Annotated in this window: 25 protein-coding genes; 16 read left to right on the top strand and 9 right to left on the bottom strand. The window is 34.7% G+C overall.

What is annotated here, in order from left to right:
- Nucleotides 1–51 precede the first annotated feature (51 nt).
- Nucleotides 52–906: a sugar phosphate isomerase/epimerase family protein gene (locus LWE_RS11450; RefSeq protein WP_011703002.1), complete on the bottom strand. Its 855-nt coding sequence runs from the start codon at nt 904–906 to the stop codon at nt 52–54.
- Between the two features lie 299 nt (nt 907–1,205).
- Between LWE_RS11450 and LWE_RS11445 the strand changes: the two genes are divergently transcribed.
- A complete protein-coding gene (locus LWE_RS11445; RefSeq protein WP_011703001.1) occupies nt 1,206–2,084 on the top strand; it encodes a LysR family transcriptional regulator in 879 nt (292 codons plus the stop codon).
- A 34-nt stretch (nt 2,085–2,118) separates the two neighbouring features.
- On the opposite strand, the gene LWE_RS11440 is transcribed toward LWE_RS11445, so the two are convergent.
- The 3 genes from LWE_RS11440 to LWE_RS11430 form a co-directional block, all read right to left on the bottom strand.
- Nucleotides 2,119–3,423 (bottom strand): hemolysin family protein, encoded by a 1,305-nt coding sequence (locus LWE_RS11440; protein WP_011703000.1) that lies wholly within the window; start codon nt 3,421–3,423, stop codon nt 2,119–2,121.
- 255 nt (nt 3,424–3,678) lie between these two features.
- Entirely contained in the window at nt 3,679–4,548 is an 870-nt protein-coding gene (locus tag LWE_RS11435; RefSeq protein ID WP_011702999.1) for a cation diffusion facilitator family transporter, read from the bottom strand.
- A gap of 61 nt (nt 4,549–4,609) precedes the next feature.
- A complete protein-coding gene (locus LWE_RS11430; RefSeq protein ID WP_011702998.1) occupies nt 4,610–5,035 on the bottom strand; it encodes a low molecular weight phosphatase family protein in 426 nt (141 codons plus the stop codon).
- Nucleotides 5,036–5,357: 322 nt separating this feature from the next.
- On the opposite strand from LWE_RS11430, the gene LWE_RS11425 reads away from it, so the two are divergent.
- From LWE_RS11425 to yhaM, 10 genes are all read left to right on the top strand, one after another.
- On the top strand, nt 5,358–7,499 hold the full coding sequence (locus LWE_RS11425; protein WP_011702997.1) for a penicillin-binding protein 1A: 2,142 nt from the start codon (nt 5,358–5,360) through the stop codon (nt 7,497–7,499).
- A 106-nt stretch (nt 7,500–7,605) separates the two neighbouring features.
- Nucleotides 7,606–7,803 (top strand): PLDc N-terminal domain-containing protein, encoded by a 198-nt coding sequence (locus LWE_RS11420; protein ID WP_011702996.1) that lies wholly within the window; start codon nt 7,606–7,608, stop codon nt 7,801–7,803.
- Entirely contained in the window at nt 7,800–8,708 is a 909-nt protein-coding gene (locus LWE_RS11415; RefSeq protein WP_011702995.1) for an ABC transporter ATP-binding protein, read from the top strand. The genes LWE_RS11420 and LWE_RS11415 overlap by 4 nt, the downstream gene beginning before the upstream one ends.
- Nucleotides 8,705–9,499 (top strand): ABC transporter permease, encoded by a 795-nt coding sequence (locus tag LWE_RS11410; RefSeq protein WP_011702994.1) that lies wholly within the window; start codon nt 8,705–8,707, stop codon nt 9,497–9,499. Before LWE_RS11415 ends, LWE_RS11410 begins: the two co-directional genes overlap by 4 nt.
- A 69-nt stretch (nt 9,500–9,568) precedes the next feature.
- The gene (fumC, locus tag LWE_RS11405) at nt 9,569–10,936 is read left to right on the top strand and encodes a class II fumarate hydratase (RefSeq protein WP_011702993.1); all 1,368 of its coding nucleotides are present in this window, start codon (nt 9,569–9,571) and stop codon (nt 10,934–10,936) included.
- Nucleotides 10,937–11,039: 103 nt separating this feature from the next.
- The gene (locus LWE_RS11400; protein ID WP_011702992.1) at nt 11,040–12,173 is read left to right on the top strand and encodes a DUF445 domain-containing protein; all 1,134 of its coding nucleotides are present in this window, start codon (nt 11,040–11,042) and stop codon (nt 12,171–12,173) included.
- Between the two features lie 81 nt (nt 12,174–12,254).
- The gene (locus LWE_RS11395) at nt 12,255–12,608 is read left to right on the top strand and encodes a YlbF/YmcA family competence regulator (RefSeq protein ID WP_011702991.1); all 354 of its coding nucleotides are present in this window, start codon (nt 12,255–12,257) and stop codon (nt 12,606–12,608) included.
- A 139-nt stretch (nt 12,609–12,747) separates the two neighbouring features.
- The gene (locus tag LWE_RS11390; protein ID WP_011702990.1) at nt 12,748–13,983 is read left to right on the top strand and encodes a metallophosphoesterase family protein; all 1,236 of its coding nucleotides are present in this window, start codon (nt 12,748–12,750) and stop codon (nt 13,981–13,983) included.
- The gene (locus tag LWE_RS11385) at nt 13,980–16,703 is read left to right on the top strand and encodes an ATP-binding protein (protein ID WP_011702989.1); all 2,724 of its coding nucleotides are present in this window, start codon (nt 13,980–13,982) and stop codon (nt 16,701–16,703) included. Before LWE_RS11390 ends, LWE_RS11385 begins: the two co-directional genes overlap by 4 nt.
- A gap of 44 nt (nt 16,704–16,747) precedes the next feature.
- Complete coding sequence (gene yhaM, locus LWE_RS11380) at nt 16,748–17,689, top strand: 3'-5' exoribonuclease YhaM (RefSeq protein ID WP_011702988.1); 942 nt, start codon at nt 16,748–16,750, stop codon at nt 17,687–17,689.
- A 96-nt stretch (nt 17,690–17,785) separates the two neighbouring features.
- On the opposite strand, the gene LWE_RS11375 is transcribed toward yhaM, so the two are convergent.
- From LWE_RS11375 to LWE_RS11360, 4 genes are all read right to left on the bottom strand, one after another.
- Nucleotides 17,786–18,661, bottom strand: a complete 876-nt coding sequence (locus LWE_RS11375) for a peptidylprolyl isomerase (RefSeq protein WP_011702987.1) — start codon at nt 18,659–18,661, stop codon at nt 17,786–17,788.
- 116 nt (nt 18,662–18,777) lie between these two features.
- Nucleotides 18,778–19,317, bottom strand: a complete 540-nt coding sequence (locus LWE_RS11370) for a DUF3267 domain-containing protein (RefSeq protein ID WP_011702986.1) — start codon at nt 19,315–19,317, stop codon at nt 18,778–18,780.
- A 180-nt stretch (nt 19,318–19,497) separates the two neighbouring features.
- Nucleotides 19,498–19,860 (bottom strand): YtxH domain-containing protein, encoded by a 363-nt coding sequence (locus LWE_RS11365; protein ID WP_011702985.1) that lies wholly within the window; start codon nt 19,858–19,860, stop codon nt 19,498–19,500.
- 29 nt (nt 19,861–19,889) lie between these two features.
- On the bottom strand, nt 19,890–20,312 hold the full coding sequence (locus LWE_RS11360) for an HIT family protein (RefSeq protein WP_011702984.1): 423 nt from the start codon (nt 20,310–20,312) through the stop codon (nt 19,890–19,892).
- Nucleotides 20,313–20,474: 162 nt separating this feature from the next.
- On the opposite strand from LWE_RS11360, the gene LWE_RS11355 reads away from it, so the two are divergent.
- Nucleotides 20,475–21,227 carry an ABC transporter ATP-binding protein gene (locus LWE_RS11355; protein WP_011702983.1) on the top strand — a complete coding sequence of 251 codons (753 nt, stop codon included), beginning with the start codon at nt 20,475–20,477 and terminating at the stop codon, nt 21,225–21,227.
- Nucleotides 21,211–22,434, top strand: a complete 1,224-nt coding sequence (locus tag LWE_RS11350; protein WP_011702982.1) for an ABC transporter permease — start codon at nt 21,211–21,213, stop codon at nt 22,432–22,434. The genes LWE_RS11355 and LWE_RS11350 overlap by 17 nt, the downstream gene beginning before the upstream one ends.
- 37 nt (nt 22,435–22,471) lie before the next feature.
- On the opposite strand, the gene LWE_RS11345 is transcribed toward LWE_RS11350, so the two are convergent.
- On the bottom strand, nt 22,472–22,975 hold the full coding sequence (locus LWE_RS11345) for an antibiotic biosynthesis monooxygenase family protein (RefSeq protein ID WP_011702981.1): 504 nt from the start codon (nt 22,973–22,975) through the stop codon (nt 22,472–22,474).
- Nucleotides 22,976–23,172: 197 nt separating this feature from the next.
- On the opposite strand from LWE_RS11345, the gene hemE reads away from it, so the two are divergent.
- From hemE to LWE_RS11330, 3 genes are all read left to right on the top strand, one after another.
- Nucleotides 23,173–24,225 carry a uroporphyrinogen decarboxylase gene (gene hemE / locus LWE_RS11340; RefSeq protein WP_011702980.1) on the top strand — a complete coding sequence of 351 codons (1,053 nt, stop codon included), beginning with the start codon at nt 23,173–23,175 and terminating at the stop codon, nt 24,223–24,225.
- A gap of 6 nt (nt 24,226–24,231) precedes the next feature.
- A complete protein-coding gene (hemH, locus tag LWE_RS11335) occupies nt 24,232–25,161 on the top strand; it encodes a ferrochelatase (RefSeq protein ID WP_011702979.1) in 930 nt (309 codons plus the stop codon).
- A gap of 156 nt (nt 25,162–25,317) precedes the next feature.
- Nucleotides 25,318–25,662 carry a hypothetical protein gene (locus tag LWE_RS11330; protein WP_011702978.1) on the top strand — a complete coding sequence of 115 codons (345 nt, stop codon included), beginning with the start codon at nt 25,318–25,320 and terminating at the stop codon, nt 25,660–25,662.
- Nucleotides 25,663–25,680 lie beyond the last annotated feature (18 nt).

The following is a 25,680-nucleotide window of genomic DNA, read 5'->3' as shown; positions in this document are numbered from 1 at the left end:
CTTTCAAGATGGAATCTAGATTACGTTATTATTTTCACATGTTTGAATACATTATTTTGGAGAAATTTCTGGCCAAGCCTCGTCTAATACTTTTTTCGTGGCATTATATACTTTAATTGCAGCATATTCTAGACCAGTTTCAACCATAGAGTCAGATATTACTTCGACTCCCATCACTCGTGGATTTACACCATGTTCTTTTAGGATGCGTGCAAAACCAACCGTATCTCCATATCCTTCACCAGGTGGTAGTCGGTCATGAAGCGATTCTTCACGAAGTTCTTTGTATGGCGTTTCATGAACATCACACAATTGGATAGAAACAATTCGATCAGCTGGGACATTTTTGATAGACTCTGCTGTTTGGTTTGCTCTTGCCCAGTGCCAAGTATCGCAAATTAGTTGTGCGTTATCTCTACCACATGCTTCTGCCACACGCCAAGCTGCGGCTAAGTCTGCTACTCCGCTATACGGCATAAATTCTAAACCGATGATTAATTCTTCGGCACGATCACATAACTCACCAAGAGCAGTAATTATTTGCTCTTCTGGAATTTTTTCAAGTAAACCGCAGTTAATATGTTTTACACCGAATAACCGAGCCATGTGGAAAGTGGTTTGCTCTTTTTGTTGTTGAGCATCGGTTCGGTCTGCTTCAGTTCCCCACTGAGTTATGTATTCTACTTCTGTTACTTTGATATTATGCTTGTCTAAAATCTGCAGCATGTCATCATCAGTTAAGCCAGCTGCAAGAGCGTCTACATAATTTTCAGCTCGCAAGCCAATTCCGTCAAAACCATTTTCTGCTGCAATCTTTACACGTTCTGGGAAGGAAACCTCCGTTCCAAGTGTGTAAGAACTAATCGTGATGGGGCATTTTTTTAAGTTGCCATTTGAATTTGTCATAAAAATTATCTCCTCTCAAGAATGTAAATTACAAGAAACTTTGATAATATTTTCACAAACACCAGTAAAAAAATAAATTCCTTTTAATTAAAAATCGCTGATGTGGTAACGCCTTCAATGATCAAAATACAACTGGACAGTTAACGTATTCTACCGTATATTGGTTTTTAAGGAATAGTTTATTCTGCTGGTGTAACTACAGTTTAATTGTATTATGACTATTCCATAAAAACAAATTGGTATTATTCTATTAATTGATAGATAAATTGCATAGATACTTTTTAATAAGGGGAGAAGCCATGAATTTACACCATTTACGTTATTTTGTCACACTGGCGCACATGGAGCATTACACAAAAGCAGCTGAAAAATTATTAATTACCCAACCCAGCTTGAGCCACGCAATTTCTTCATTAGAACAAGAACTAGGAATACCTTTATTTGTAAAAGAGGGAAGAAACATAGGTTTAAGCAAGGCTGGGAAAGTTTTTCTTGATTATGTAGAAGAGTCCTTAGATATGATCGATGCCGGAGTAGCAACTGTCAAAAAAGCTGCAAATGGAGAAGGACAGATTGATTTAGCATTCTTGCAAACGCTTGGAACCTCGCTTGTCCCAAAACTTGTTCAAGAATTCATGCAAACCGAACCAGACAAGAAAATCGATTTTGTTTTCCATACTGGTGTATCTATTGATATTATCCAGGGTCTTAAAGAAAAGAAATACGATATTGGAATATGTTCTAAACTTGAAAATGAACGTAATATCCAATTTATTCCTATCGCTAAACAAGAACTAGTGCTTATCGTACCTAAAAATCACCCTTTAGCAGAAAAAGAGTGGATTGATTTAGTTGAAACAGTACCTTACCCACAAATCGCTTTTTCTAAAAAAAGTGGTTTACGTCCAATTATTGATGATTTATTTAGAAAAATTGGTGCTGATTATGACATTGCTTATGAGATAGAAGTAGATCAAGTCATTGCTGGAATGGTTGCGCAAAATTTTGGTATAGCTGTCGTTCCGAATATGCCCATTTTAAACTATGTAGATGTCAAAGTGTTGCCAATAAGGAGTCCTAACTGGGAGCGATTCTTTTATTTAGCAGTTGTGAAAAACCAAACCTTAACTCCGGCAGCAGAAAAATTCAAACAATTTATGTTAAATCAACGTATTTAAAAAGCAGCTATCCTTTTGAGATAGCCGCCTTTTATTAATCATTCGTTTTTTTGATAATTTCAATATACTCAATATGATGAGGTTCACCTTGTTTAACGCGGAAAATAAATCCATCGTAATCAATTTCGTCCCCAACTTCTACTTCATAATTTTGTGTTAAGAACCAACCACCGATTGTATCAACTTCTTCTTCTTCAATTTCAGTTCCTAAAATATTGTTTACCTCATCAATAAGAAGTTTAGCATCTACAATGTAGTGACCGTCTTTGATTTTGCGAATTTCTGGAATTTCATCAGCATCAAATTCATCACGAATATCTCCAACAATTTCCTCGACAATATCTTCTACAGTAACAAGTCCAGAAGTACCGCCGTATTCGTCAAGGAGAATCGCAATATGAGAACGTTCACGCTGCATCCGGAAAAGCAATTCTTTAATTGGAATGGTCTCAATAACACGGATAATTGGTTTGACATATGGATCAATACTAAAGCTTGGATTGGAACCGTGCTCTACATAGGCTGATAAAATTTCTTTTAGATTAAGTACACCAATAACATGGTCTTTGTCACCATCAATGACTGGATAACGCGTATATCGTTCATTTCGCATAATATCAGATAATTCACCAATAGTAGAACCTGTATCAACCGTGACAATTTCTGTTCGTGGAATCATCACTTCTTTTGCCATACGTTCATCAAAGTCAAAAATTTTATTTACATAACGAAATTCTGACTGGTTTATCTCGCCACTCTTGTAACTTTCGCCAACAATGATTTTTAATTCGTCTTCCGTATGAGCGATTTCATGTTCGGAAGCTGGTTCTAAGCCGAAAAGACGCGCGATAAAAACCGCGGAACCATTTAAAATCCAAATGAAAGGGAACATCACTTTATAAAAAATATGCAATGGACGGGCAACTGCAAGCGCAACTGCTTCTGTTTTATCAATCGCAAGTGTTTTTGGAACAAGTTCCCCAACAACCACATGTAAAAATGTGATAAAAAGGAAGGCAATTGTGAAAGAAAGAATCGTAATAGCAGATTGCGGAAGTTCCATTAAACTAAACAATGGATGCAGTGCAGCCTCTACAGTCGATTCACCTAACCAACCAAGTCCAAGAGAGCTGATGGTTATTCCGAGCTGACAAGCGGACAAATAAGCATTCAAATGGTTATAAATATATCTAGCGAGTACAGCACGTTTATCTTTCTCTGCTATTAATTGGTCCAATCGGCTTGGTCGCATTTTAACAATTGCAAATTCCGTTGCTACGAAAAAAGCCGATATAGCAATAAGTAAAGCTATAATTAAAAATTTAATGGTTAATATCAATAAATCGCCTTGACAGAAATAGTTTCTGCGAAGGCAAACACCTCCTAATTTAATATAAATAAGCTTATGATAAAACTATCTATATAGAAGAAAAACCGCTCTGGAAGAGAATTCTTCCAATGTATGGATGTATGTTTTTCAGTCTAGTTAGATAATTTAAGTGAATTAGTTTCTCTGCCCCATCGAATATTCCCTCCCAGCAAATGATACTTTAATCTAAATTATAGTTGACTTTACGTTTATTGACAATGAATATTATTCAAAATATGGTTCGATATGGACTAATGTGAAAGCTCCCTCGTATTCGTTTCGAATTTTTTGCTCTACAATTTCAGTGATTTCATGACTCTTAACCACATTTAATTGCGGATCTACTGCGATAGTAGCATCAATCCAAATTCGATTTCCGTTCATACGCGCTTTTATATCTATGACTTTTTTGACTTCGGGAACGGAAGCAATTAAATCATGAATCGTTTCGAGCTTGGAAACATCAAAGCCATCAGTAAGCGTATGAGCAGCATCATAGAAAATTTTTACTGCTGTGTAAACAATCAACAAACCTACTAAAAAAGCTGTGACTGAATCTAGCCACGGAATCCCAAGTACGGCTCCAATAATCCCTATAAATGCCCCAAAACTAACAAATGCATCTGAACGATTATCAAAAGCAGCAGCCCGAACTGCCTGGCTATCTAATTTTTTTGCGAGTTTATGATTGTATAAGTAAATTAAATACATAAATATCCCAGAAAATAATGCAACTACGGCAGTTAGCGCTGAGGGTGAAGTGAAATCTTTTTCCACAATATGAACAATCGAACTCCAAATAACTTGGACGCCTACCAAAAACATAATGATGGAGGCAATTAAAGAACTGATTGTTTCAGTTCGACGATGTCCGTAAGAATGATCAGCATCAGGAGGAATACGTGAAATTCTAAGACCAATTAAAAGCGCAACGGACGCCACAATATCTGTTGTATTATTTAAGCCATCAGCGAGTAGCGCATCTGAATTCCCAAAATGACCCGCTACTATTTTTAAAACAGAAAGAAATAAGTATGCAAATATGCTTAAAAAGGCAGCTTTTTCTGCTTTTTTTAAATCTGTATATCCGTCCATAAGTATGTAAACTCCTTTCCTTAACATAAAAGTCCCGCCTACGAGTGGCGGGACAACAAAATTAAGCTTCTATCAATACATGCTCTAATTTTTTTACGGATAAGGCAATATTATCACAGACTTCTTGATAACAAGCCCATTTTTTTGGTAACGCTATTTCTTGTTCTGGATCATCAATGTCCCAATAAATAATTTTATCTTGTATATTAGCTGGGAAACGTGGTGCTGCTTCGTGTGCTGAATCATAAATTGTAACAATGAGATCAGCCTCTGCCAGTAGTTTTGAGCTAGGAGAATAAGATAAGCTTTCAGGTGGTTCAATTGCAAATTCATTTAACGCTTCAGCAATAAATGGAGTTGCTTTTGATTTATGCCAAGATCCGCTAATGAATTTGACATTGCTAAGTGAAAGTTTCTTCGCCCAAGCTTCAGCAATGGCACTTCGAATATGCGTTTGTGATAAAAAATAAATTAGCTTTTGCGTCATATTCCAAATCCTTTCTGGCTTATTAATAAACCCATGTAAAACGTGTTGCCATTACTTGTTGTACATAGTATATAACTGATTCTTATTACCAAATGTTACAAGAGATGGTAACATTAATATGTACCCTTTTTAAACTACTAGAAACATAAAATGAAGAAATTGTAAAAAAGAAGTTAAATTATGTAGGAAATATGGATTATTACAAAATTATTACAAAAATCGGTCTAAAGTTGGTGGTGCAAAGTTGATTTTTAACGTAAAATACGTGTATAACTGTGTTTGCAGTTTTCTTTAATACCGTGTAGAAAGATAGGAGAGTTACATGGACAATTTAAAACAAGCACTCATTAAATACATTAAATTATTATTTGGTTTCATTGGTAAATGGATTGGTATAGGATGGCGCAAATTCAGACGTTTCTGGAAGAATAAGCACATCGGCAAGATTTTCCTATTAGCTGGACTTTTATTTTTATTAAGTTTTATTATTTATCTTGTAATAGTGGCAAAATCTGCAGATATCGATGCTTTGAAAAAAGGTCTAGAATCAGCAACTATTATTTACGATAAAGACGGAGATAAAGCAGGTGAATTGTCTTCTACTGATGCCACTTTTGTATCAATTGATAAAATCTCTAAAAATCTACAAAACGCAGTAGTATCCATTGAGGATAGACGTTTTTATGAACACAAAGGTTTTGACTTGAAAGGAATTGCTCGTGCCGGGGTTAATTTGGTTACAAATGGGGGGATTTCTGGCGGTGGTAGTACAATCACACAACAACTTGCTAAAAATGCCTTACTAACCCAAGAGCAGACTTTTACGAGAAAAGCAAAAGAGATTTTTATGGCTCGAGAAATTGAAAAAACGTATTCCAAAGATGAAATTATGGAAATGTACCTAAACCGCTCTTATTTTGGGAACGGTGAATGGGGTGTGGAAAATGCCTCATTAAAATATTTTGGTAAGTCAGCTAAAGATTTAAATGTTCCTGAAGCGGCAACTATTGCTGGGTTACTCCAAGCTCCAAGCGCATATGATCCTTATGAACACATTGATAAAGCTACTAATCGTCGTAATATGGTTCTAAATGCAATGGTGGAAACAGGGGATATAACGAAAGCAGAAGGCGAAAAGTACAAAGCAACTAAAATAGCTTTAAATGATCAATCAAAAGATCCGCTAGCAAATAAATATCCTTGGTATGTGGATGCAGTTATTAACGAAGCAGTAAATGAAGCTGATATTACCCAGGATGAAATTATGCAAAAAGGTTATAAAATTTATACGGAATTAGACCAAAATTATCAAACTTCTTTAGAAAAAGTATACGACAATGATGCTTTATTCCCGAGAAACGCAAACGATGGCACGCTCGTTCAATCAGGAGCTGTTTTGATGGATCCTGCAACTGGTGGTATTAGAGCACTTGTTGGCGGACGCGGGGAACATGTTTTCCGAGGCTTTAATAGAGCAACTCAAATGAAAGCTCAGCCAGGTTCGACTATGAAGCCACTAGCTGTTTATACACCAGCACTTCAATCAGGTTATGATGTGGATTCCATGTTAAAAGATGAAAAAGTCACTTACAAAGGCAATTATACGCCAACAAACGTAGGTGGAATTTATAACGGCGAAGTTCCAATGTATAAAGCTGTTGCAAACTCTATTAATGCACCAGCGGTATGGCTACTTGATCAGATTGGTATTGATAAAGGAGTCAAATCAGTTGAGAAGTTTGGTATAGAAGTACCGGAAAAAGACCAAACACTTGGACTTGCACTTGGTGGTATGAGTAAAGGTGCATCGCCGGTCGAAATGGCCACAGCGTATTCCACATTTGCCAATACCGGTGCAAAACCAGAATCACATATTATTACAAAAATTGTTGATCCATCAGGAAATACTGTTTACGAAAAAGTACCAAAAACAAAACAAATCATCTCAAAAGATGTATCAAATGAAATGACATCTATGCTACTTGATGTCATTAACACGGGAACCGGGCGCAGTGCAGCAGTATCTGGACACGAAATGGCTGGAAAAACTGGTTCAACTCAAGTTCCGTTTGATGATACAAGTGGTACGAAAGATCAATGGTTTGTTGGCTATACTCCTAATTTAGTTGGTGCAGTATGGATGGGATTTGATAAAACAGATAGAGACCATTACCTTACTACAACAAGTTCAGCTGGGGTTTCGAGTTTAGCGCATTATGTCATGAACAGTGGCTTGCGTTATCAGAAATCCGCAGACTTTGGTACAAAAAGCGCTGCCCAAGAAACTGCTGAGAAAAAACAAGAAGAAGAGTCAGAAAGTAGCGGTAGTGATTTTTGGAGTGGTGTGAAAGATAAAGCAGATGAAGCCGGTAAAACCATTAAAAAAGGTGCCGATAAAGTGAAAGAATTTGGCGGTAAGGTTTCAGATGGAATTGGAAATTTAATTGATTCGATTGGAAATTAATAAAAAGCACATTTTACTTTTAATTAGAGTGAAATGTGCTTTTTTATATTGCTTTATTATTATAACTGTTATACAATAAGTATAACAAAAATCTGAGGTGATAGTATTGGACAGAACGCAAATAGCATTAATCATACCTGTAATTATCCTTTATTTAGCGTTACTTTTAACTGCAATTATTGATCTAGCAAGAAATTGGCAAACTCGTAAAAATCCCATTATTTGGTTACTTGTTATTATTTTTATTAATATTTTTGGACCGGTAATTTATTTGATTTTTGGTCGAAAAGAGGATGAAGTATGAATGGGAAATTAGAAATTCACGATTTAAAGAAAAAATATAATGGAAAATGGGCTGTTAAAGGAATCAATCTTACTTTAAATGAGAAGGAATGTGTAGCTTTAATTGGATCAAATGGTGCAGGCAAAACGACTATGATTAACATGATAGTCCAAATCTTATCACAAGATGAAGGTGAAATAACTCTGGACGGGCATAATGCAAAAACTGTTCGTGAAAAAATTGGCTTTTTACCTCAATATCCACAATTTTATGGATGGATGAGTGCAGCAGAGTGCCTCCGTTTTATGGGGAAACTATCTAATATGGGAAAAAAAGAGCTAGAAAGTCGAATCACAGAAGTTCTACAATTAGTCGGATTATCAGGTAGCATTAATAAAAAAATCAGCACATATTCAGGCGGGATGCGGCAACGTCTTGGTATCGCGCAGGCAATTTTGCATCGTCCAGAACTACTTGTTTTAGATGAACCTGTATCCGCTCTCGATCCTATAGGCCGTAGAGAAATTATTGCTTTACTAGAAAAATTAAAAAAAGAAATGACCATTTTATTTTCCACTCATATTTTAAAGGATGCGGAAGAAATTTGTGATCGAATAGCAATTATTAAAAATGGAGAATTAATTGCTGATCAAACTATAGACCAACTAATGAAAGAGGAACATTCATCTGTTTTTGATGTGGAATTCATTGGTGCTACTGAAGTTTGGCAAGAAACTCTGTTACAAAGCAAATACATCGAAAAAGTGGACAAAAGAGGAAGGGTTTATCAAGTGCATGCCTTAGACAAAAAAGCTGGAGCTAATGTTATCTTAGAGACTTTAATGAAAATAGACGGCGAGCTTATTCGCGTAGAAGCAAGACATCGTAGTCTAGAAGAAATTTTTATGGAGAAGGTGAGTAAATGACACATCTTAGCGCTTTGCTTGGAAAAGAATGGTTAGAACAAAGAAGAAGTTTGAAAATTATCTGGCTTCCAATTGTATTTGCCCTTCTCGGACTTACTCAACCACTAATGGTTTACTTTTTACCAGAGATTCTTAAAGCAGTTGGAACGGGTGCAGAGACAGAGCAAGTAGTCGCTTTAATGGGAAATCAATCCGCACAAGAAGTAATGACTCAAACAATTGGATCTCAGTTTGATCAAATTGGAATTATCATTATTATTGTAGTTGCAATGGCTTGTATTCAAAGTGACAGATCAAAAGGGATGCTAGCTTTTATTATGAGTAGACCAATGACAGCTACGGAATATGTATTATCTAAGTGGCTAATGCAGTGCATTGTTGGCTTAGGTTCACTACTTTTAGGTTATGTATTAGCTGCTTATTATACGTACTTTTTATTTGGAAGTTTAGAGATTTATGCTTTGATTGAAGGTTTTTTTATTTATACACTTTGGTTTATTTTTGTCATTAGTTTTGTAGTTTTTGCAAGTGCGCTATTTAACAGTAATGCTATGGTGGCGATGATTAGTGTCTTTACCACGATTTTATTAGGATTAATGAGCGGGTTTGGTGGTTGGATTCAAATGTTTAATCCAGCATATTTAAGTAAAAATGCCACCATGTTAATTATGTCTGCAAAAACGATGGATTATTTTATACCAACACTTTTCATTACAATTATCTGGATTGTTTTATTCATTACTTTTACCATTATCATTATTAAAATAAAGCCGCTTCAAAAAGGAGAATAACGAACATTATTTACGAGTTTTGCGAAAAAATCCGGGATATAATAAAATAGAGTGAAAAGGGGTGGCGAGATGGAACGAATAGAACGAGATACACTTGGAGAAATTTCAGTTGATGCAACTAAATATTGGGGAGCGCAAACAGAAAGAAGTAGAAGGAATTTTGCGATTGGCGATAATCAAATGCCAAAAGAAATTATCTATGCATTTGCCGAGTTAAAGAAAGCTGCGGCTAAAGTCAATGCAGCAGAAGGAAAGCTGCCCGTAGAAAAATCTATAGCGATAGGTAATGTCTGTGATCAAATTATTGCAGGAGAACTAGATGAGCACTTTCCTTTAGTGGTTTGGCAAACTGGAAGCGGAACACAGAGTAATATGAATATCAATGAAGTTATCGCACATGTTGCTAATTTAACTTTAGGAGAAAATCAAGTACACCCAAATGATGATGTAAATATGTCGCAAAGCTCGAATGATACATTTCCGACTGCGATGCACATTGCTGCTTACGAAGCATTAGTAACAAAACTTTTACCAGAAATAACGAAGATGGAAGCAGTTTTAACAGCAAAGAAAAATAAATATATGCATCTTGTTAAAATTGGTAGAACACACCTACAAGATGCAACGCCGTTAACGCTTGGTCAAGAAATTAGTGGATGGGAAGCATGTTTAACAAATAATAAAAATTACCTTGAATCGAGTATGAAAGCCATTTTACCTCTTGCAATAGGTGGGACAGCAGTTGGTACGGGCTTAAATGCTTCTCAAGATTTTGGTGATAAAGTGGCTCACGAACTAATGAGTCAAACCGGATACGCTTTTACATCGGATTCTAATAAATATTTTGCGTTAACTAGCCATAGCCCCATTAATTATGTTCATGGCGCGATTCGGAGTCTTGCTTCGGACTTAATGAAAATTGCTAATGATATTCGATTTTTAGCAAGTGGTCCTAGAAGCGGCATTGGTGAGCTAATTATTCCAGCCAATGAACCAGGTAGCTCTATTATGCCTGGAAAAGTAAATCCTACGCAGTGTGAGGCTATTACAATGGTGGCAGCTCAAGTTATGGGAAATGATACAACGATTAATGTTGCAGCAAGCCAAGGGAACTTCGAATTAAATGTTTATAAACCTGTTATCATTTTTAATTTTTTAGAATCTATCAAACTACTTTCAGATAGCATGCGTTCATTCCGAATTCATTGCTTAGAAGGGCTGACTGCAAATGAAAGTGTTATAGAAACCAAAGTGAATGATTCGCTAATGCTTGTTACAGCCTTGAATCCGCATATTGGCTATGAGAAAGCCGCTAAAATCGCTAAATTAGCGTATACTGATAATTCAACTCTTAAAGAAGCGGCAATTAAAAGTGGTTTTGTCACTGAGGAAGAATTCGATTCATGGATAAATCCGCTGAAAATGACTAATTTGTAATCTCATACTTTAGAATGAACTTCCCTAGAAACAATTGTTGTCTAGGGATTTTTCACGTATAATGAAACCACTTTTACTAGACAAAATATAGGAGATGCAAAACATGTCAGTGTTATTTACGATACTTTTAATGGCAGTGATAGGTGGATTTATTGGCGCAATGACGAATTATATCGCCATCCGAATGCTTTTCCGCCCATACAAAGCCCTTTATTTATTTAATAAACGTGTACCATTTACACCAGGATTAATTCCAAAAAGACGCGATGAACTAGCAGAGCATATTGGGAAAGTTGTAGTGAGTCATTTACTCACAGAAGACGCTATACGTGCCCGCCTATTGGAAGAAAATTTACAAAAAGAAATAACTGAAACAGTCGCGAAAATGTTTCATGAAAAAATGCAGCTAGAAACAACACCCAATGAATTACTTCATCAATTAGGCTATGAAAATGCGGAAGGTCGCTCTATTTCATGGCTAGAAACAGTACTAGAAAAAGAAATTAATCACTTTTTAACTATTAAAAAAACGTCACAAATGAATGAACTAATTCCAGTTATGTTAGAAAAAGAATTGGAAACAAAACTACCACATGTTACAGAAAGAATTACAAGTAAATTAACATTATTTATAGCAAGTGAAGAAGGTAAACTCCAGATTAAAATGATGCTTCAAAAGTTTTTTGAAGAGCACGGTAAAATGGGCAGTATGGCTAGAATGTTTATTAATGTTGAGAGTTTTTCCGAAAAAATCCAACAAGAAGGCGCAAAACTTATCAACCAAGAAGATACTAAAAACCTTATCAATCAACTTTTAACTACAGAATGGAAAAATTTTGAAGCAAAAGAATTGCAAGAACTAATTCCAACTGAAAAACAAGCTCATTTAGCTGAACAGCTTACTTCTGAAATTATTCAGGCTTTTCCTCATGACAAGATATTTAATCAACCTGTTCAAGTAATACTTCGTGATTATGAAGTTATGATTAAAAGCAAAATAATTCCTTTTGCAGTAGAGCGCATGCTTGATTTCGTAGCAACACATAGTGCGGATATAGTGGAACGAATGGACTTAGCAAAGCTTGTCGAAACACAAATAGCTACTTTTTCATTACAAGAAATTGAAAAGCTGGTTGTTGAAATTTCTGGAAGAGAGTTAAAAATGATTACTTATTTAGGCGGGATTTTAGGAGGATTTATCGGAGTTATTCAAGGAATCCTCGCAATATGGATTTAGTTCTTTTATACTGGAATAACCGACGACTTTTTGTTATAGTGAAACAGAAGTGACAAATACAGATATTTGGAGGATTTATCAATGGCAGTTAATATTTATGATTTAGCACATGATTTAGACAAAGGAATTCGTGAAACACCTGAATTCTTAAGCTTACAAGACGCATACCGTGAAGTAAATGAAAATGCGGATGCAAAAGCAAAATTCGAACGTTTTCGTGATGTTCAAGTTACAATCCAAGAAAAACAAATGACAGGTCAAGAAATTGACGATGAAACAGTAAACGTAGCACAAGAAGTAGCGCAAGAAGTTCAAGAAAACGAATTAATCGTTAAATTAATGGAAAAAGAACAAGCCATGAGCACAATTATTAATGATTTAAATCGCATTATCATGACTCCGTTACAAGATTTATATAACGTTTCAAACGATTAATTTTTTATTTATAGAAGGAGCTTTATTATTTGTTATTTCCTTAGCAAATAATAGAGCTTTTTTTATTTGAAATGCTTGTACGTGAGGAAATAGTAAGGTATAATAAGAACGTATATTCGGTTTTTGGGAGGCGGAAGTCATGAAAGAAATCAAATTTTTACATATAGCGGATTTGCATCTAGATAGTCCATTCATTGGGCTTTCGACGTTACCACAACCGCTATATTCTGCTGTACAAGAAAGTACATTTCTATCACTTGAACGAATAATAACATTAGCAATAAAGGAAAAGGTTGATTTTGTATTAATTGCTGGAGATATATATGATAGCGAAGATCAAAGCGTCCGGGCACAAGCTCGTTTTCTAAAAGAAATGAAGCGATTAGAAGATGCTAATATTCGAGCGTTTGTTATTCATGGCAATCATGACTTTATAGAGAAACACAAAGAAAAACTATTATTACCAGATAATGTATATGTTTTTCCAGAACAAGTAGAAATGGCAACACTTGAAACAAATCAAGGAGTAAAAGTACATATTTATGGTTTTAGCTACGGAGAAAGACACATGCGCACGAGTCGAGTGGCTGAATATAATGTACAACAAGAGGCGGATTTTCATATCGCACTTTTACATGGATCCGAATTAACAAGTAGTGAAGAACATGATGTTTATGCACCGTTTCAAATACAAGAAATTATCAAAAAAGGATTTGATTACTGGGCGCTTGGTCATATTCATAAACGTCAATTATTAACCGAATCTCCAAGTATTTATTATCCAGGAAATATTCAAGGGCGTAATCGGAAAGAATCAGGCGAAAAAGGTGCAAGTATTGTAACTATGTCTGAAACAACGACGACAATTGATTTTATAGCGACGAGCCCTATTATTTGGGAAGAAGTAATATTGACTATACCTGAGGATAGCGAAGTCAACACTTTTTACCGAGAAATCACCAAACTTTTAAATGATTATCAAGGCCGTAATAATTCTTTTTTTCTGCATGTAATTATTCAAATGACTAATAAGCAAAAAATAAATACAAATGATTGGTTACAAATGCTACAAGAAGAGGTTGATCTCACAAGCTCTACATTTGTTTGGGTACATAAATTAAGTATTGAATTAACAAACCAAAGCGATTTAAAAAACTGGCAAGAACATCATTTAGCTGGTAGGGAAATAATGAATGCTTTCAAAACATTGCAAGATGAATTTGCTTTTTACAAATCTGTGGAGTCGCTTTATTTTGAAAGTGGTGTAAGTAGATATTTAGAAGATCTGTCGGAACAAGACCGGCAATTAATGCTAGAATCAGCACTCACGGAACTTGGCGTGGCTCTGAAAGAATCGGAAGGTGATGGAAAATGAGAATAACGTCCATTGATATTGTAGGTTACGGGAAATGGTCGGATGCTCATTTTAATAACATTGCTGATTTTCAAGTGATTTTTGGTGAAAATGAAGCAGGAAAATCGACTATTATGGCTTTTATTCATAGTATTTTGTTTGGTTTTCCAACAAGACAACAGTCTATTCCACGTATGGAGCCAAAAAACGGCGGGCCATATGGGGGAAGACTCACCCTAGAAGATACGCGACTAGGAAATGTTATTATTGAACGCTTAAAAGGAAAAGCAACTGGCGATGTCCGTATTTATTATGGAGACGGTCAAATAGCTGGGGAAGAGAGTTTATCGGAAATCATTGGAGAAATAGATCGAAATACTTTTGAAGCTATATTCTCTTTTGATATTCATGGTTTACAAAATATCCACCAATGGAAAAAGAAAGAATTTGAAAAATACTTGCTTGCTACTGGAACAACTGGCTCAGATGCACTTTTAAAAACTGCAGAAACTTTACAAAAAAAATTAGATGCTCTTTTTAAACCAAGTGGGAGAAATCCTGTAATTAATCAACAACTGAAAAAAGTAAAAGAAAGCCAACAAGCTTTTCAAGAAGCCAAAAAACAAAATACTAAATATGAGTTACTACTTGCTGAAAAGGAAGCAGAAATAGCTAGACAAACGGAATTACAAGTAGAAAAAACAACAATTCGTGTGGAATTAGACACTATAAATACATTGCAAGACTTGTGGCCAATTTATCAAGAATGGAAAGCACTTGAGGAAAAAACGTTGCACACAAGCGAAACCACTTTTCCACCTGATGGTATTATTCGTCTAGAACATTTACAATTAAAAGAAAAAGAATGGCAAAATCAATTAATTCAATTAGAAGAACGTCAAAAAAATCTAATCAACAAAAATAATTTCGAACATAGTGCTTTTTTTGCAGAAAACGAAACAGAAATATCGTATTTAGTAGAAACTTATGGGGCCTACAGTGAGCGCCAAGTTCAACTAAACAACTTAAAACAAGAAATTAATTATTACCAAACTGATGCCACAATAGTCCCGAAAAAGTGGACAAAAGAACTTGATAAAAAAATACTTCGCATGAAAACTATAGAGCAATCAAATAACCAACAGCAACATGATGTTCAACTTGAATTAAAACTTACCCAAGAAACAGCAGAAAAACTGCAAAAAAAGATTGATCAAATAGAAACTAATATGTGGGAAAATAAAAAATTTCAACATGAAAAAGAAAAATTGAACCAACAAGAAAAAACACCCATAACCAAATTAGCTGTATCTATTGGTGTATTCATGGCCGCTTTGTTAGTTTTAATCATTTTTCAATCAATTTGGAGCATTGCATTTGTTCTAATTGCTGGTCTTATATCGGTTTTTATATTCTTAACAAGCAACAAAACAACTCCTGTTAATAATCAACAAATTTTAACGTTTTTAGAACAACAAAAATCAAGACAAGAATGGCAACAGTTGTTGAGTGAAATGGACATTATTGCTTCTCAAATAGCACATTTAGAAGAGCGCCAAGACAGACTAAATAAAGCACAGTACGAATGCACATTAGAACTGCGTGGAATATTCTCCGATTTAGCAATGAAGGAACAACCTGATGACAATTGGGAAACAGTTATTCAAAATTACAAAGAAAATAGTGAAAAAAATCAACTAGCTACTGAACTAAAAATAAAATTAGCTCCAATAGAAGAAAAGCAAGAAACCTATAAAAGTAGATTAAATAATTTAGATTTACCGACTGAAAATAATGATCTAGAAGAGAATATCTCTTTCCTTCGACAAGGTTTATTATTTTATCGAAATAATTTGACCGAAAATGCTAAATTAGCAGAAAAAATGGAACAAGTGACCATGCAATTAGACTTAGTTAAACAAGATTTATTACTTGTAGAAAAAGAAAAAAGAGATTTGTTGGAGCAAGCGAAAGTAAATAATGAAGAAGCGTTTCGTTTAGCGGCCTTACGAGTAAAAGAAGAGCAAAAATGGCGTGAACGTTTGGTCTTACTTGAAGCTCAATTAGAACCCGAAAAAAGAACCGCTTTAAAACAGTTTCAAAATCAAGCAATTATTAAAGAAAAAGAACTTCAATTAGAGGAAGCTCTGCGCAAGACCGAATTAGAACAAGAAAAGCTTCATGCCTCGTTAGCTGCAAAAAATCATGAAATCAGAAATCTAGAAGAAGGTGGAACTTTTGCAGTATTAATGCAAGAATTTTACTCCCAAAAAAGCAAACTCCAACAATTAGTAGAAGAATGGACCGAAACTAAATTAGCACTTGAGATACTTCAAAAAGCTATGCAAAGTTTACAAGAAGGTAAGCTACCAAAAACTTTAAGACTGGCAAGTGAATATTTTAGTCATCTAACTAATGGAAACTATAACAAAGTTTATTTACAAGATAATAGACTTCAAGTGGAAAGCAAAGAAGTAGTTATATTTTTCCCAGAAGAGTTAAGTCAAGCAACAAAAGAACAATTATATTTGGCAATTCGATTTGCATTAATTGATGTTATTCACAAAGATTTTCCACTTCCTATTATTATCGATGATGGATTTGTACATTTTGATTCTTCTAGAATGTTACAAATGATGGAATTACTTCAACAAAGAAAAAGTACAAATCAGGTTATTTTTTTCACATGTCACCAAGAAACACGCAAATATTTTTCCAGTGAAGACATACGCATGCTATAATGAGTGAAGAAACTTCTTACTACAGAAAGAAAGAAGGCGATACAATGGAAAAAAGATTATTAGACTTTGAGGTTGGGGAAACAGTTGAATTATTCTTGCTAATTAAATCAAGCATCAAAGGTACAGCAAGCAACGGAAAGCCTTTTTTGAGTCTTGTTTTACAAGATAAGTCAGGTGAATTAGAGGCAAAACTTTGGGATGTTAAAGAGAGTGATGAGGTTAATTATGGGGTGCAACAAATTGTCCACCTTATAGGAGATATTCAAAATTATCGTGGAAGAAAACAATTGAAAATCCGCCAAATCAGACAAGCAACACCGCTTGATGGCGTTAATGCTAGTGAGTTTATGGAAACAGCGCCCATCAATAAAGAAGAAATGGCTGATGAAATCACACAATATATTTTCGAAATGAAAAATGCTAACTTGCAACGTATTACGAGAGCCTTACTTAAGAAATATCAAGATGATTTTTATGATTATCCAGCAGCAATGCGTCATCATCATGAGTTTGTATCGGGGTTAAGCTTTCACGTAGTTTCAATGCTACGACTAGCAAAAGCAGTGTCAGATTTATATCCAACCGTTAATCGAGATTTACTTTATGCTGGGGTAATTTTACACGATTTAGGAAAAGTGATTGAGCTTTCGGGACCAGTATCAACCACTTATACACTTGAAGGAAATCTTATTGGTCACATCTCAATAGTAGTAGAAGAAGTAAGTAAAATTGCAGATGAATTATCTATTGATGATGAAGAAGTGGTTGTATTGAAACATGTATTGCTTTCTCATCATGGAAAAGGTGAATGGGGCAGCCCAAAACCGCCGCTTGTCCGTGAGGCAGAAATTTTACACCAAATCGATTTAATGGATGCATCTATTAATATGATGGATAAGGTTTTAAAACATACTAAACCAGGTGAATTCAGTGAACGCGTTTTTGGTTTAGATAATCGTTCGTTTTATAATCCTACATTTGAATAGAGTATAAAAAAGCGTTGTTCGGTATAAATTAATCGAGCAACGCTTTTTACATTAAAAAAACACGTTTGGAAAATTCCAAACGTGTTTTTAGCTTACTTATTTAGATGATTTTTCGGAAGAAGAACTATCAAAATCTTTGAAAGCATCTTTCAAGTCTTTATCTTCAACTTTTACATTAGCATCTTTGAATTCTTTTTTCAGTGTTTTTTGCATGTTTTCGTTGGTTAATTGGGAAGTAAGATAAGAAGCTTTTACCGCTTTTTTATCTTTATCAAAAGTTGTTTTTGTAGCTGGTTCATCCATTTGAATAATGTGGTATCCGTATTGCGTTTTTACTGGAGCGCTGATATCACCTTTGTTTTTAAGTGCATAAGCTGCTTTTTCAAATGCTGGATCCATTTTACCAGGACCAAATGCTGCTAATTGACCACCGTTTTCTTTTGTTGCTGTATCAGTTGAATATTCTTTTGCTAAATCAGAGAATTTTGCGCCGTCTTTAAGTTTTTGTTCAACTTCTTTAGCTTTTTTCTCGTCAGCTACTAGAATATGACTAACAGTGATATCTGGTTGCCAAGTTTTGTAGTACTCTTTAAGTGCTTTATCACTAGTATCAGTATTAGCTTCAGTAGCTTTTTGAACTAGTAAGTTATACTTAAGTTGGCTTTTGAATGTTTTTTCTGTTAAGCCACTTTGAGCTAGAACAGCAGCGAATTGATCGCCATATTGAGCTTTGTACTCTTTGAATTTTTTATCAACATCTTCATCGCTTACTTTGTATTTATCTCCAAGGACTTTTTCGAAAGTAAGTTGTTGTACGAACTCTGAACCGTATTTATCTTTCATTGCTTCGTAAAGCTCATCTTGCGTTACATCACCAGCATCAGTCTTAACGACATCACCGCCGCCACCACACGCTGCTAGACTGAACAATGCCATTACCATGACAAGTCCAAGAATTAATTTTTTCTTCATTGAATAAAACACACTCCTTAGTTGTTGGAATAATTCCCGCTTAACACAATAACTATCATAACATAAATTAAAGCCAAAAAGAAAAGATGAAAGAAATTTAATGATATTCTTATGGTTTAGTCAGAAATTAAAATAGAAAATCCGCGTTCTGCACTTTCAACAAAACAATTATTCGGCATTCTCCATAATTTTTTAATATGAGTAAAATCTGAAAAGCTCATTCCGAAATGGACAGAAAGCAAAATCAGAAACATTCCTGAGTGTCCAATTGGAGTTAAAAGCATTAAAGATACCAAACCAGCAGTAATAACAATAAATGGTAATATAAGTGAAAATATATAATGCCATTTTGGAATTATTCGCTTAATGTTTAGTTTGATACATGGAAGAAAAAAGAAATGTATTCGCCACTGAATAACGGTTCCTTCGCGATATTTAAAACATCCGATGACATGTAATAATTTATGAACTGGATAAATTAACACGATGCCAATAAAACTAATGAACTGATATTCATTTGTAAGCTCACCTGGGTATATTAAATGTTGTGTTAAAAAACAAATACACACGGCAGCAAGCCAGACAAGAATTCCTTTTAAAAAAAGTCGATTAAATTCATCCCGTCGCTCTGTGTTGATTGATTTCAAGCAGCGCATTTTAAGCTTTCCTCCAGTTATAGCTAAAATAGTGCCCATCTAAGAAGGCACTATAGTAGTGTAAGCTCAATTACTATAAATTTCAACCCTTTTTTTAATATATGGGGCTCTAATTTTGACGTTTTTATGAAGCTGTTTTTTAGCAAATAAAAAAACTGAGCATACGCCCAGTTTTTCGAGTTATTTATTATCTTTTTTTAATGTTTTTTCTAAATCGGAAATTGTTTTTTGCATATCTTTAATTTCATCTTTTAAGCGTTTCTTTTCAGGTTCCATTTCTTCATTCCACTTGGAAACAGATTCCATTATGTCGGAAGAAACATCTTTTAGTAAAGTTGAGCCTTCTGTACCGAGAACTTGAACTGATTGGATAAGTTCATTTGCATTATAAGCTAATTCTTTCAAAATAACGCTTGCTTCGCCAGATTTAGCAACAATATCTTTTCTAAGTTCATTGCCGGATTTTGGAGCAAACAATACCGAGGCTGCGGCTCCAATTGCCCCACCAGCTAAAATACCCAAAATAAGTGATTTTTTATTCATTTATTCTCCACTCCATCCATAAAGTCATTTTAGTTTACTTTTGCTGCAATAAGTTCAGCAATCTCTTGGTAACGTTCTTGTGTATACCAGTCTGCGTTATCTTTCCATTTTAACCCAAAGTCGTCTGATTTGCTATACCTTGGTATTAAATGAATATGACAATGAAAAACAGATTGGAAAGCAACTTCTTCATTATTATTTAAAATATTTAATCCTTGTAGAGGTAAAGCTTCTTTTAAAGCTCGTGCTATTTTGGGGACACGACGGAATAATTCAGCAGCCGTATCATCGGGTAAATCGAATGTGTTTCTAGCATGTTTTTTAGGAATTACGAGCGTATGACCTTCTGTGACTTGTCCTAAATCAAGGAATGCATATACTTCTTCATCTTCATACACTTTGGCAGAAGGGATTTCACCACGAACTATCTTGCAGAAAATGCAATCGTCCATAAAGTATGACCACCTTTCACAACATATTAAATTATGTACTATTTTAATTTAACATAAATACGAGTTAAAAGCATGCCTTAGGTAGCAGCTAGTGGATTATTTTGACAGTTCAAGGGATGGATATGCTATTATTAACTAAAGAGTACGCAAGGAGGTATGGAAATGGCTTTATTAGAAGTAGAACACCTGACGGGCGGGTACACAAAACGTCCAGTCTTAAAAGATATTTCGTTTGCGATAGAAGAAAAACAAATTGTTGGATTAATTGGTCTAAACGGGGCGGGGAAAAGTACGACGATTAAACATATAACAGGCTTAATGCATCCCAAAAAAGGAACGATTAAAATCAATAATCACCAATTAGTGGAAGATACAGAAACGTATAGAAAGCAGTTTTCTTATATTCCAGAAACACCAGTGTTATACGAAGAATTAACATTAAAAGAGCATTTAGAATTAACCGGAATGGCTTATGGTTTATCTCAGGAAGAATTACAAACACGTATGATTCCACTTTTAAAAGAATTTCGTTTAGAGAAAAAGCTGAATTGGTTTCCGGCCCATTTTTCTAAAGGTATGAAACAAAAAGTAATGATTATGTCGGCTTTTTTAATTGAACCTAAATTATATATTATTGATGAGCCTTTTGTTGGGCTTGACCCACTAGGTATCCAGTCATTGCTCAATTGGATGGACGAAATGCGAGGTAAAGGTGCAAGCATTTTAATGTCAACGCATATTTTAGCAACGGCTGAAAAATATTGCGACACTTTTATCATTATTCATCAAGGGGAAATTCGCGCGGAAGGAACACTGAAAGACTTACAAACGAATTTTGAAATGCCAGGAGCTTCACTTGACGAAATATACATTCAGTTAACAAAGGAAGAGGAAGCTGATGAAGATGATATTTGATAGCAAAGCACTCTGGAAGGAACGTTTTAGTGCTTATACAACAGAAGTTATGCGCTATCTACGTTATATGTTTAATGATCATTTGCTTTTTGTTCTTGTCATTGGACTTGGTGCTGGGATATTTTATTATGCAGGTTGGGTAAAAACGCTTGAGCCTAGCTTTCCAGTTATTCCGTTGATGGTTATTTTGCTGACAGCTTCTATTGCAATTAGTCCAGTGGCGACGCTCCTCCAAAAACCAGATGTTGTTTATTTAATCGTACAGGAAAAAGCAATGGATACGTATTTTTCTCAAGCAAAAATAGCGAGTTTCTTTATGCAGCTTTATGTGTTTGTGATTGTTCTTGGCGTTTGTATGCCAATGTACGTGGAAGTGACAGGGGTAGCTTATAGTCAGTTCTTTACTTTATTTATTGTACTTGCGTTACTGAAAGCTTGGAACATTTATTTTGGCTTTTTAAGTATGAAATTAGAAGATGCTGACACAACTTGGATGTTTGTTCGCGTTATTGTAAATGCTATTTTAATTTATATTTCACTTATTTCGGCGCCTTATATTTCTATTCCTTTGGTGGTTATTATTCTTTTCGTGAGTTATTACTTAATTGCGAAGAAAACTGCTAAAGTGACGCTTCGCTGGGAATATCTAGTGGATAAAGAAGAAGCACGAATGAACCGGTTTTATCGATTAGTGAATTTATTTACGGATGTACCACACTTACGCGGAACAGTTCGCAGACGGAGCTATCTTGATTTTCTTTATCAGCCAATTCCTTATGCAAAGAGAAAAACATTTGCCTATTTATTTAGTCGAACTTTTACTCGAACGAATGAATATGTTGGACTTTATGTTAGACTGACCGTAATTGCTGTCATTCTACTCATATTTGTTCAAGGATTTTATTTAAATATCATATTTTCCCTGTTATTCTTATACTTAACTGGTTTTCAATTTATTCCAATGTTAAAGCATTATGATACGCAAATTATGTTACGACTTTATCCGATTGATGATAATTATCGTCATCGTAGTTTCATTCATTTTTTACGTATTTTGTTACTCGCGCAAGCATTACTATTTAGTATTATTGGAATTGCACAGAATGGAACGATAAGTGGGATGATTATTTTAGGGATAAACTTGGCTTTTGTCGCCATATTTACTTTCCTATATGCTCCAATTAGAATGAAAAAAATGTACGAATAAAAAAAGAGATTTGGATGTCGGTCCAAATCTCTTTTTCTTATTTAGCATCGTGAGAAAATTCCGGATAATGATAAATATCTTCATGAGAAAAACCAACTTGCGTATTGTTTTTCTGCATGATGCTTGTAATTTCTTTGTGTAAAGCTGTTTTTTTCCATTCATGAAAGAAAGTTTCAGAATCCCAAAAAGAAATGATTAAAAATTTATTCGTGTTCATCGCTTTTGTGAGTTTTGTACTTTGTAAGCCAGGAGTTTCACTGAAATGCAAGCTAGCCTGTTGATACATTTGCAGGAAAATAGGAATCTCTTCATCGCGGAGTTGGATATATTCAAAAGCAACTATTCCAAAACCTTTTAAAGAACCGCTACTTTGTAAAACCCGATACTCTGCGCCTTCTTGGAAAAGTTTTTCTCCAGTTGATTCTTGATATAAAAGTGACTGTGAAAAGTTTTGCAAAAGCGTAACATTTTGGCCAGTGTAATTAGCCATCAATTGGCGAAGGTAATGCTCAGTTCCAGTGGTGATAAATACTTTTTTCATGATAAGTCCTTCTTTCGATTTTTATTCCATTAAGAAAAATGATTACACCTTTGTTTTCCACGTTTTTCGTAATTGAAACAGAAGATAGGCAATTTGTTTGGTTTTATACAAGATTTCTAGTATCCTTTTATCTGGAGAAGTTATTTATTGTTCTGTTGCCTATTGTGTGTAAATGAACAAAGAAGGGAAGCGACTTAATGACAAAAATAACAAATGATTTATTTTTAAGAGCAGCTCGGAAAGAACAAGTGGACAAAATTCCAGTGTGGTATATGAGACAAGCTGGAAGATCCCAACCAGAATATCGTAAATTAAAAGAAAAATATTCTCTTTTTGAAATTACTCATCAACCAGAAATATGTGCATATGTAACAAAATTACCAGTAGATCAATATGGTGTTGATGCAGCAATTCTATATAAAGATATAATGACGCCACTTCCAGGAATGGGGATAGATGTAGAGATTAAATCTGGAATTGGTCCAGTGATACATAATCCTATTAGAACTTTTCAAGATGTAGATAAATTGTCTATTTTTAAACCGGAAATTGAAGTGCCTTATGTGCTCGATACTATAAAATTATTAGCGGATGATATGTTAGAAGTGCCTTTAATTGGCTTTGCTGGTGCACCGTTTACATTAGCAAGTTATATGATAGAAGGTGGACCATCAAAAAATTATCATCTAACAAAGAGTTTTATGTATCGCGAACCTGAAGTATGGTCCATATTAATGGAGAAATTAGGTCGGATGACTGCGACTTATTTAATTGCTCAAATTAATGCTGGTGCTTCTGCTGTGCAATTATTTGATTCTTGGGTTGGAGCGCTTAGCCGGGCTGATTATACTAAATATATTCGTCCGGTTATTGAGATGATTGTTCGAGAAGTGAAAGCTGTACATCCGACAACACCAATTATTATGCAAGCAGTTGGAGCGAGTCATCTTTTAGAAGAATGGGAGACGATGCCACTTGATGTTGTTGGAGTTGATTGGCGCGAAACTCTAACTGGTGCTAGAAAAAAAGTACCTTCAAAAGCAATTCAAGGAAATTTAGATCCGTCGACATTGCTAGCTCCAGAAAAATGTTTAGAGGAAGCAGAACGGATTATACAAGAAGGTATACTGAAACCAGGATATATTTTTAACTTAGGACATGGCGTTTTTCCAGAAGTACAACCTGAAATGTTGAAAAAATTAACGAATTACATCCACGATAGAAGCGAAATATTATTAAAAAAAGGATGATGAAAAATGGCTAAAAAAGTAGGTTTGCTTGTAATGGCTTACGGAACACCATACAAAGATGAAGATATCGAACGCTATTACACAGATATTCGACACGGTCATACACCAAGTGAAGAAATGATTGCTGATTTACGAGGCAGATATCATGCTATTGGCGGCTTATCCCCGCTTGCAAAAATTACGGAAGCTCAAGCATACGGGCTAGAAGAAGTGCTAAACAAGTCACAAGAAGAAGTAGAATTTAAAACTTACATTGGTCTAAAGCATATTGAACCTTTTATTGAAGATGCCGTAGAAGCAATGCACAAAGATGGTATAAAAGAAGCTATTTCAATTGTTTTAGCACCGCATTACTCTAGTTTTAGTGTAGAAGCTTATAATAAACGAGCAAAAGACACTGCTGATAAATTAGGTGGCATCGAGATTAAAGCTATTAATGAATGGTATAAACAACCAAAATTTATCAACATGTGGGCGGAGCGAATTAATGAAACTGCAAAACAAATCCCTGCTGATGAATTAATGGACACAGTATTAATTGTTTCGGCACACAGTCTACCTGAGAAAATAAAACAACATAATGACCCTTACCCTGATCAATTACAAGAAACTGCTGATTTGATTTTTGAAAAAGTGGTAGTACCGCATTATGCCCTAGGTTGGCAAAGTGAAGGTAAAACCGGGGAGCCTTGGCTTGGACCTGATGTTCAAGATTTAACCAGAGCACTTTATGGTAAAGAAAAATATAAACATTTTATATACACACCAGTTGGCTTTGTGGCAGAACATTTAGAAGTACTTTATGATAATGATTATGAATGCAAAGTAGTTACTGATGAGGTTGGCGCGGCTTATCACCGACCACCAATGCCAAATGCCGACCCAGAATTTTTAGAAGTATTAAAAACGGTTGTCTGGGAAAAATATACAAATTAAGAAAAATGTGCTGGTTTATTCGTTATTCCAGCACATTTTTTGCAAATAAAAGAAAACGTTTCCAATATTTTTAGCTAAATACTATGAAGTTTTAATCATATTCTCATCTTCGCCGGGCATAATGATAACTATAGAAAGACAGGAGGTTCACCTAAAATGAAAAACAAGGCAGAAAAACAAAGAATTGCCACTAATTTGTCACTTTATATGAAAATAAATGGATTTACTCATAGAACATTTGCACTTGCAGTCGGAGTTTCCCAGAACACTTTGAAAGCTTTAATGATTGGGAAAATGAGAAATGAAAATAAATTCCAAAAATACATAACTCAAATCACAGAAAGTTTGGCATTAGAAGAAAAATTCTTTGAACAACCGAAAGAAGCCATTACAGCAGCACCTATTACTTTTCAAGATACAAACAAAATGCACCTTGGAGACGAAAAATTTAATGCCATCAGCTTAATGTTAAAAATTGGCGAAATTCATTATGAATCTTAAGAAGCTTGGGACAATTAG

The sequence above is a fragment of the Listeria welshimeri serovar 6b str. SLCC5334 genome (assembly GCF_000060285.1).
GTDB lineage: Bacteria > Bacillota > Bacilli > Lactobacillales > Listeriaceae > Listeria > Listeria welshimeri.
The sequence above is the reverse complement of the archived record's forward strand: the minus strand, read 5'-3'. Positions and strand labels throughout refer to the sequence as shown.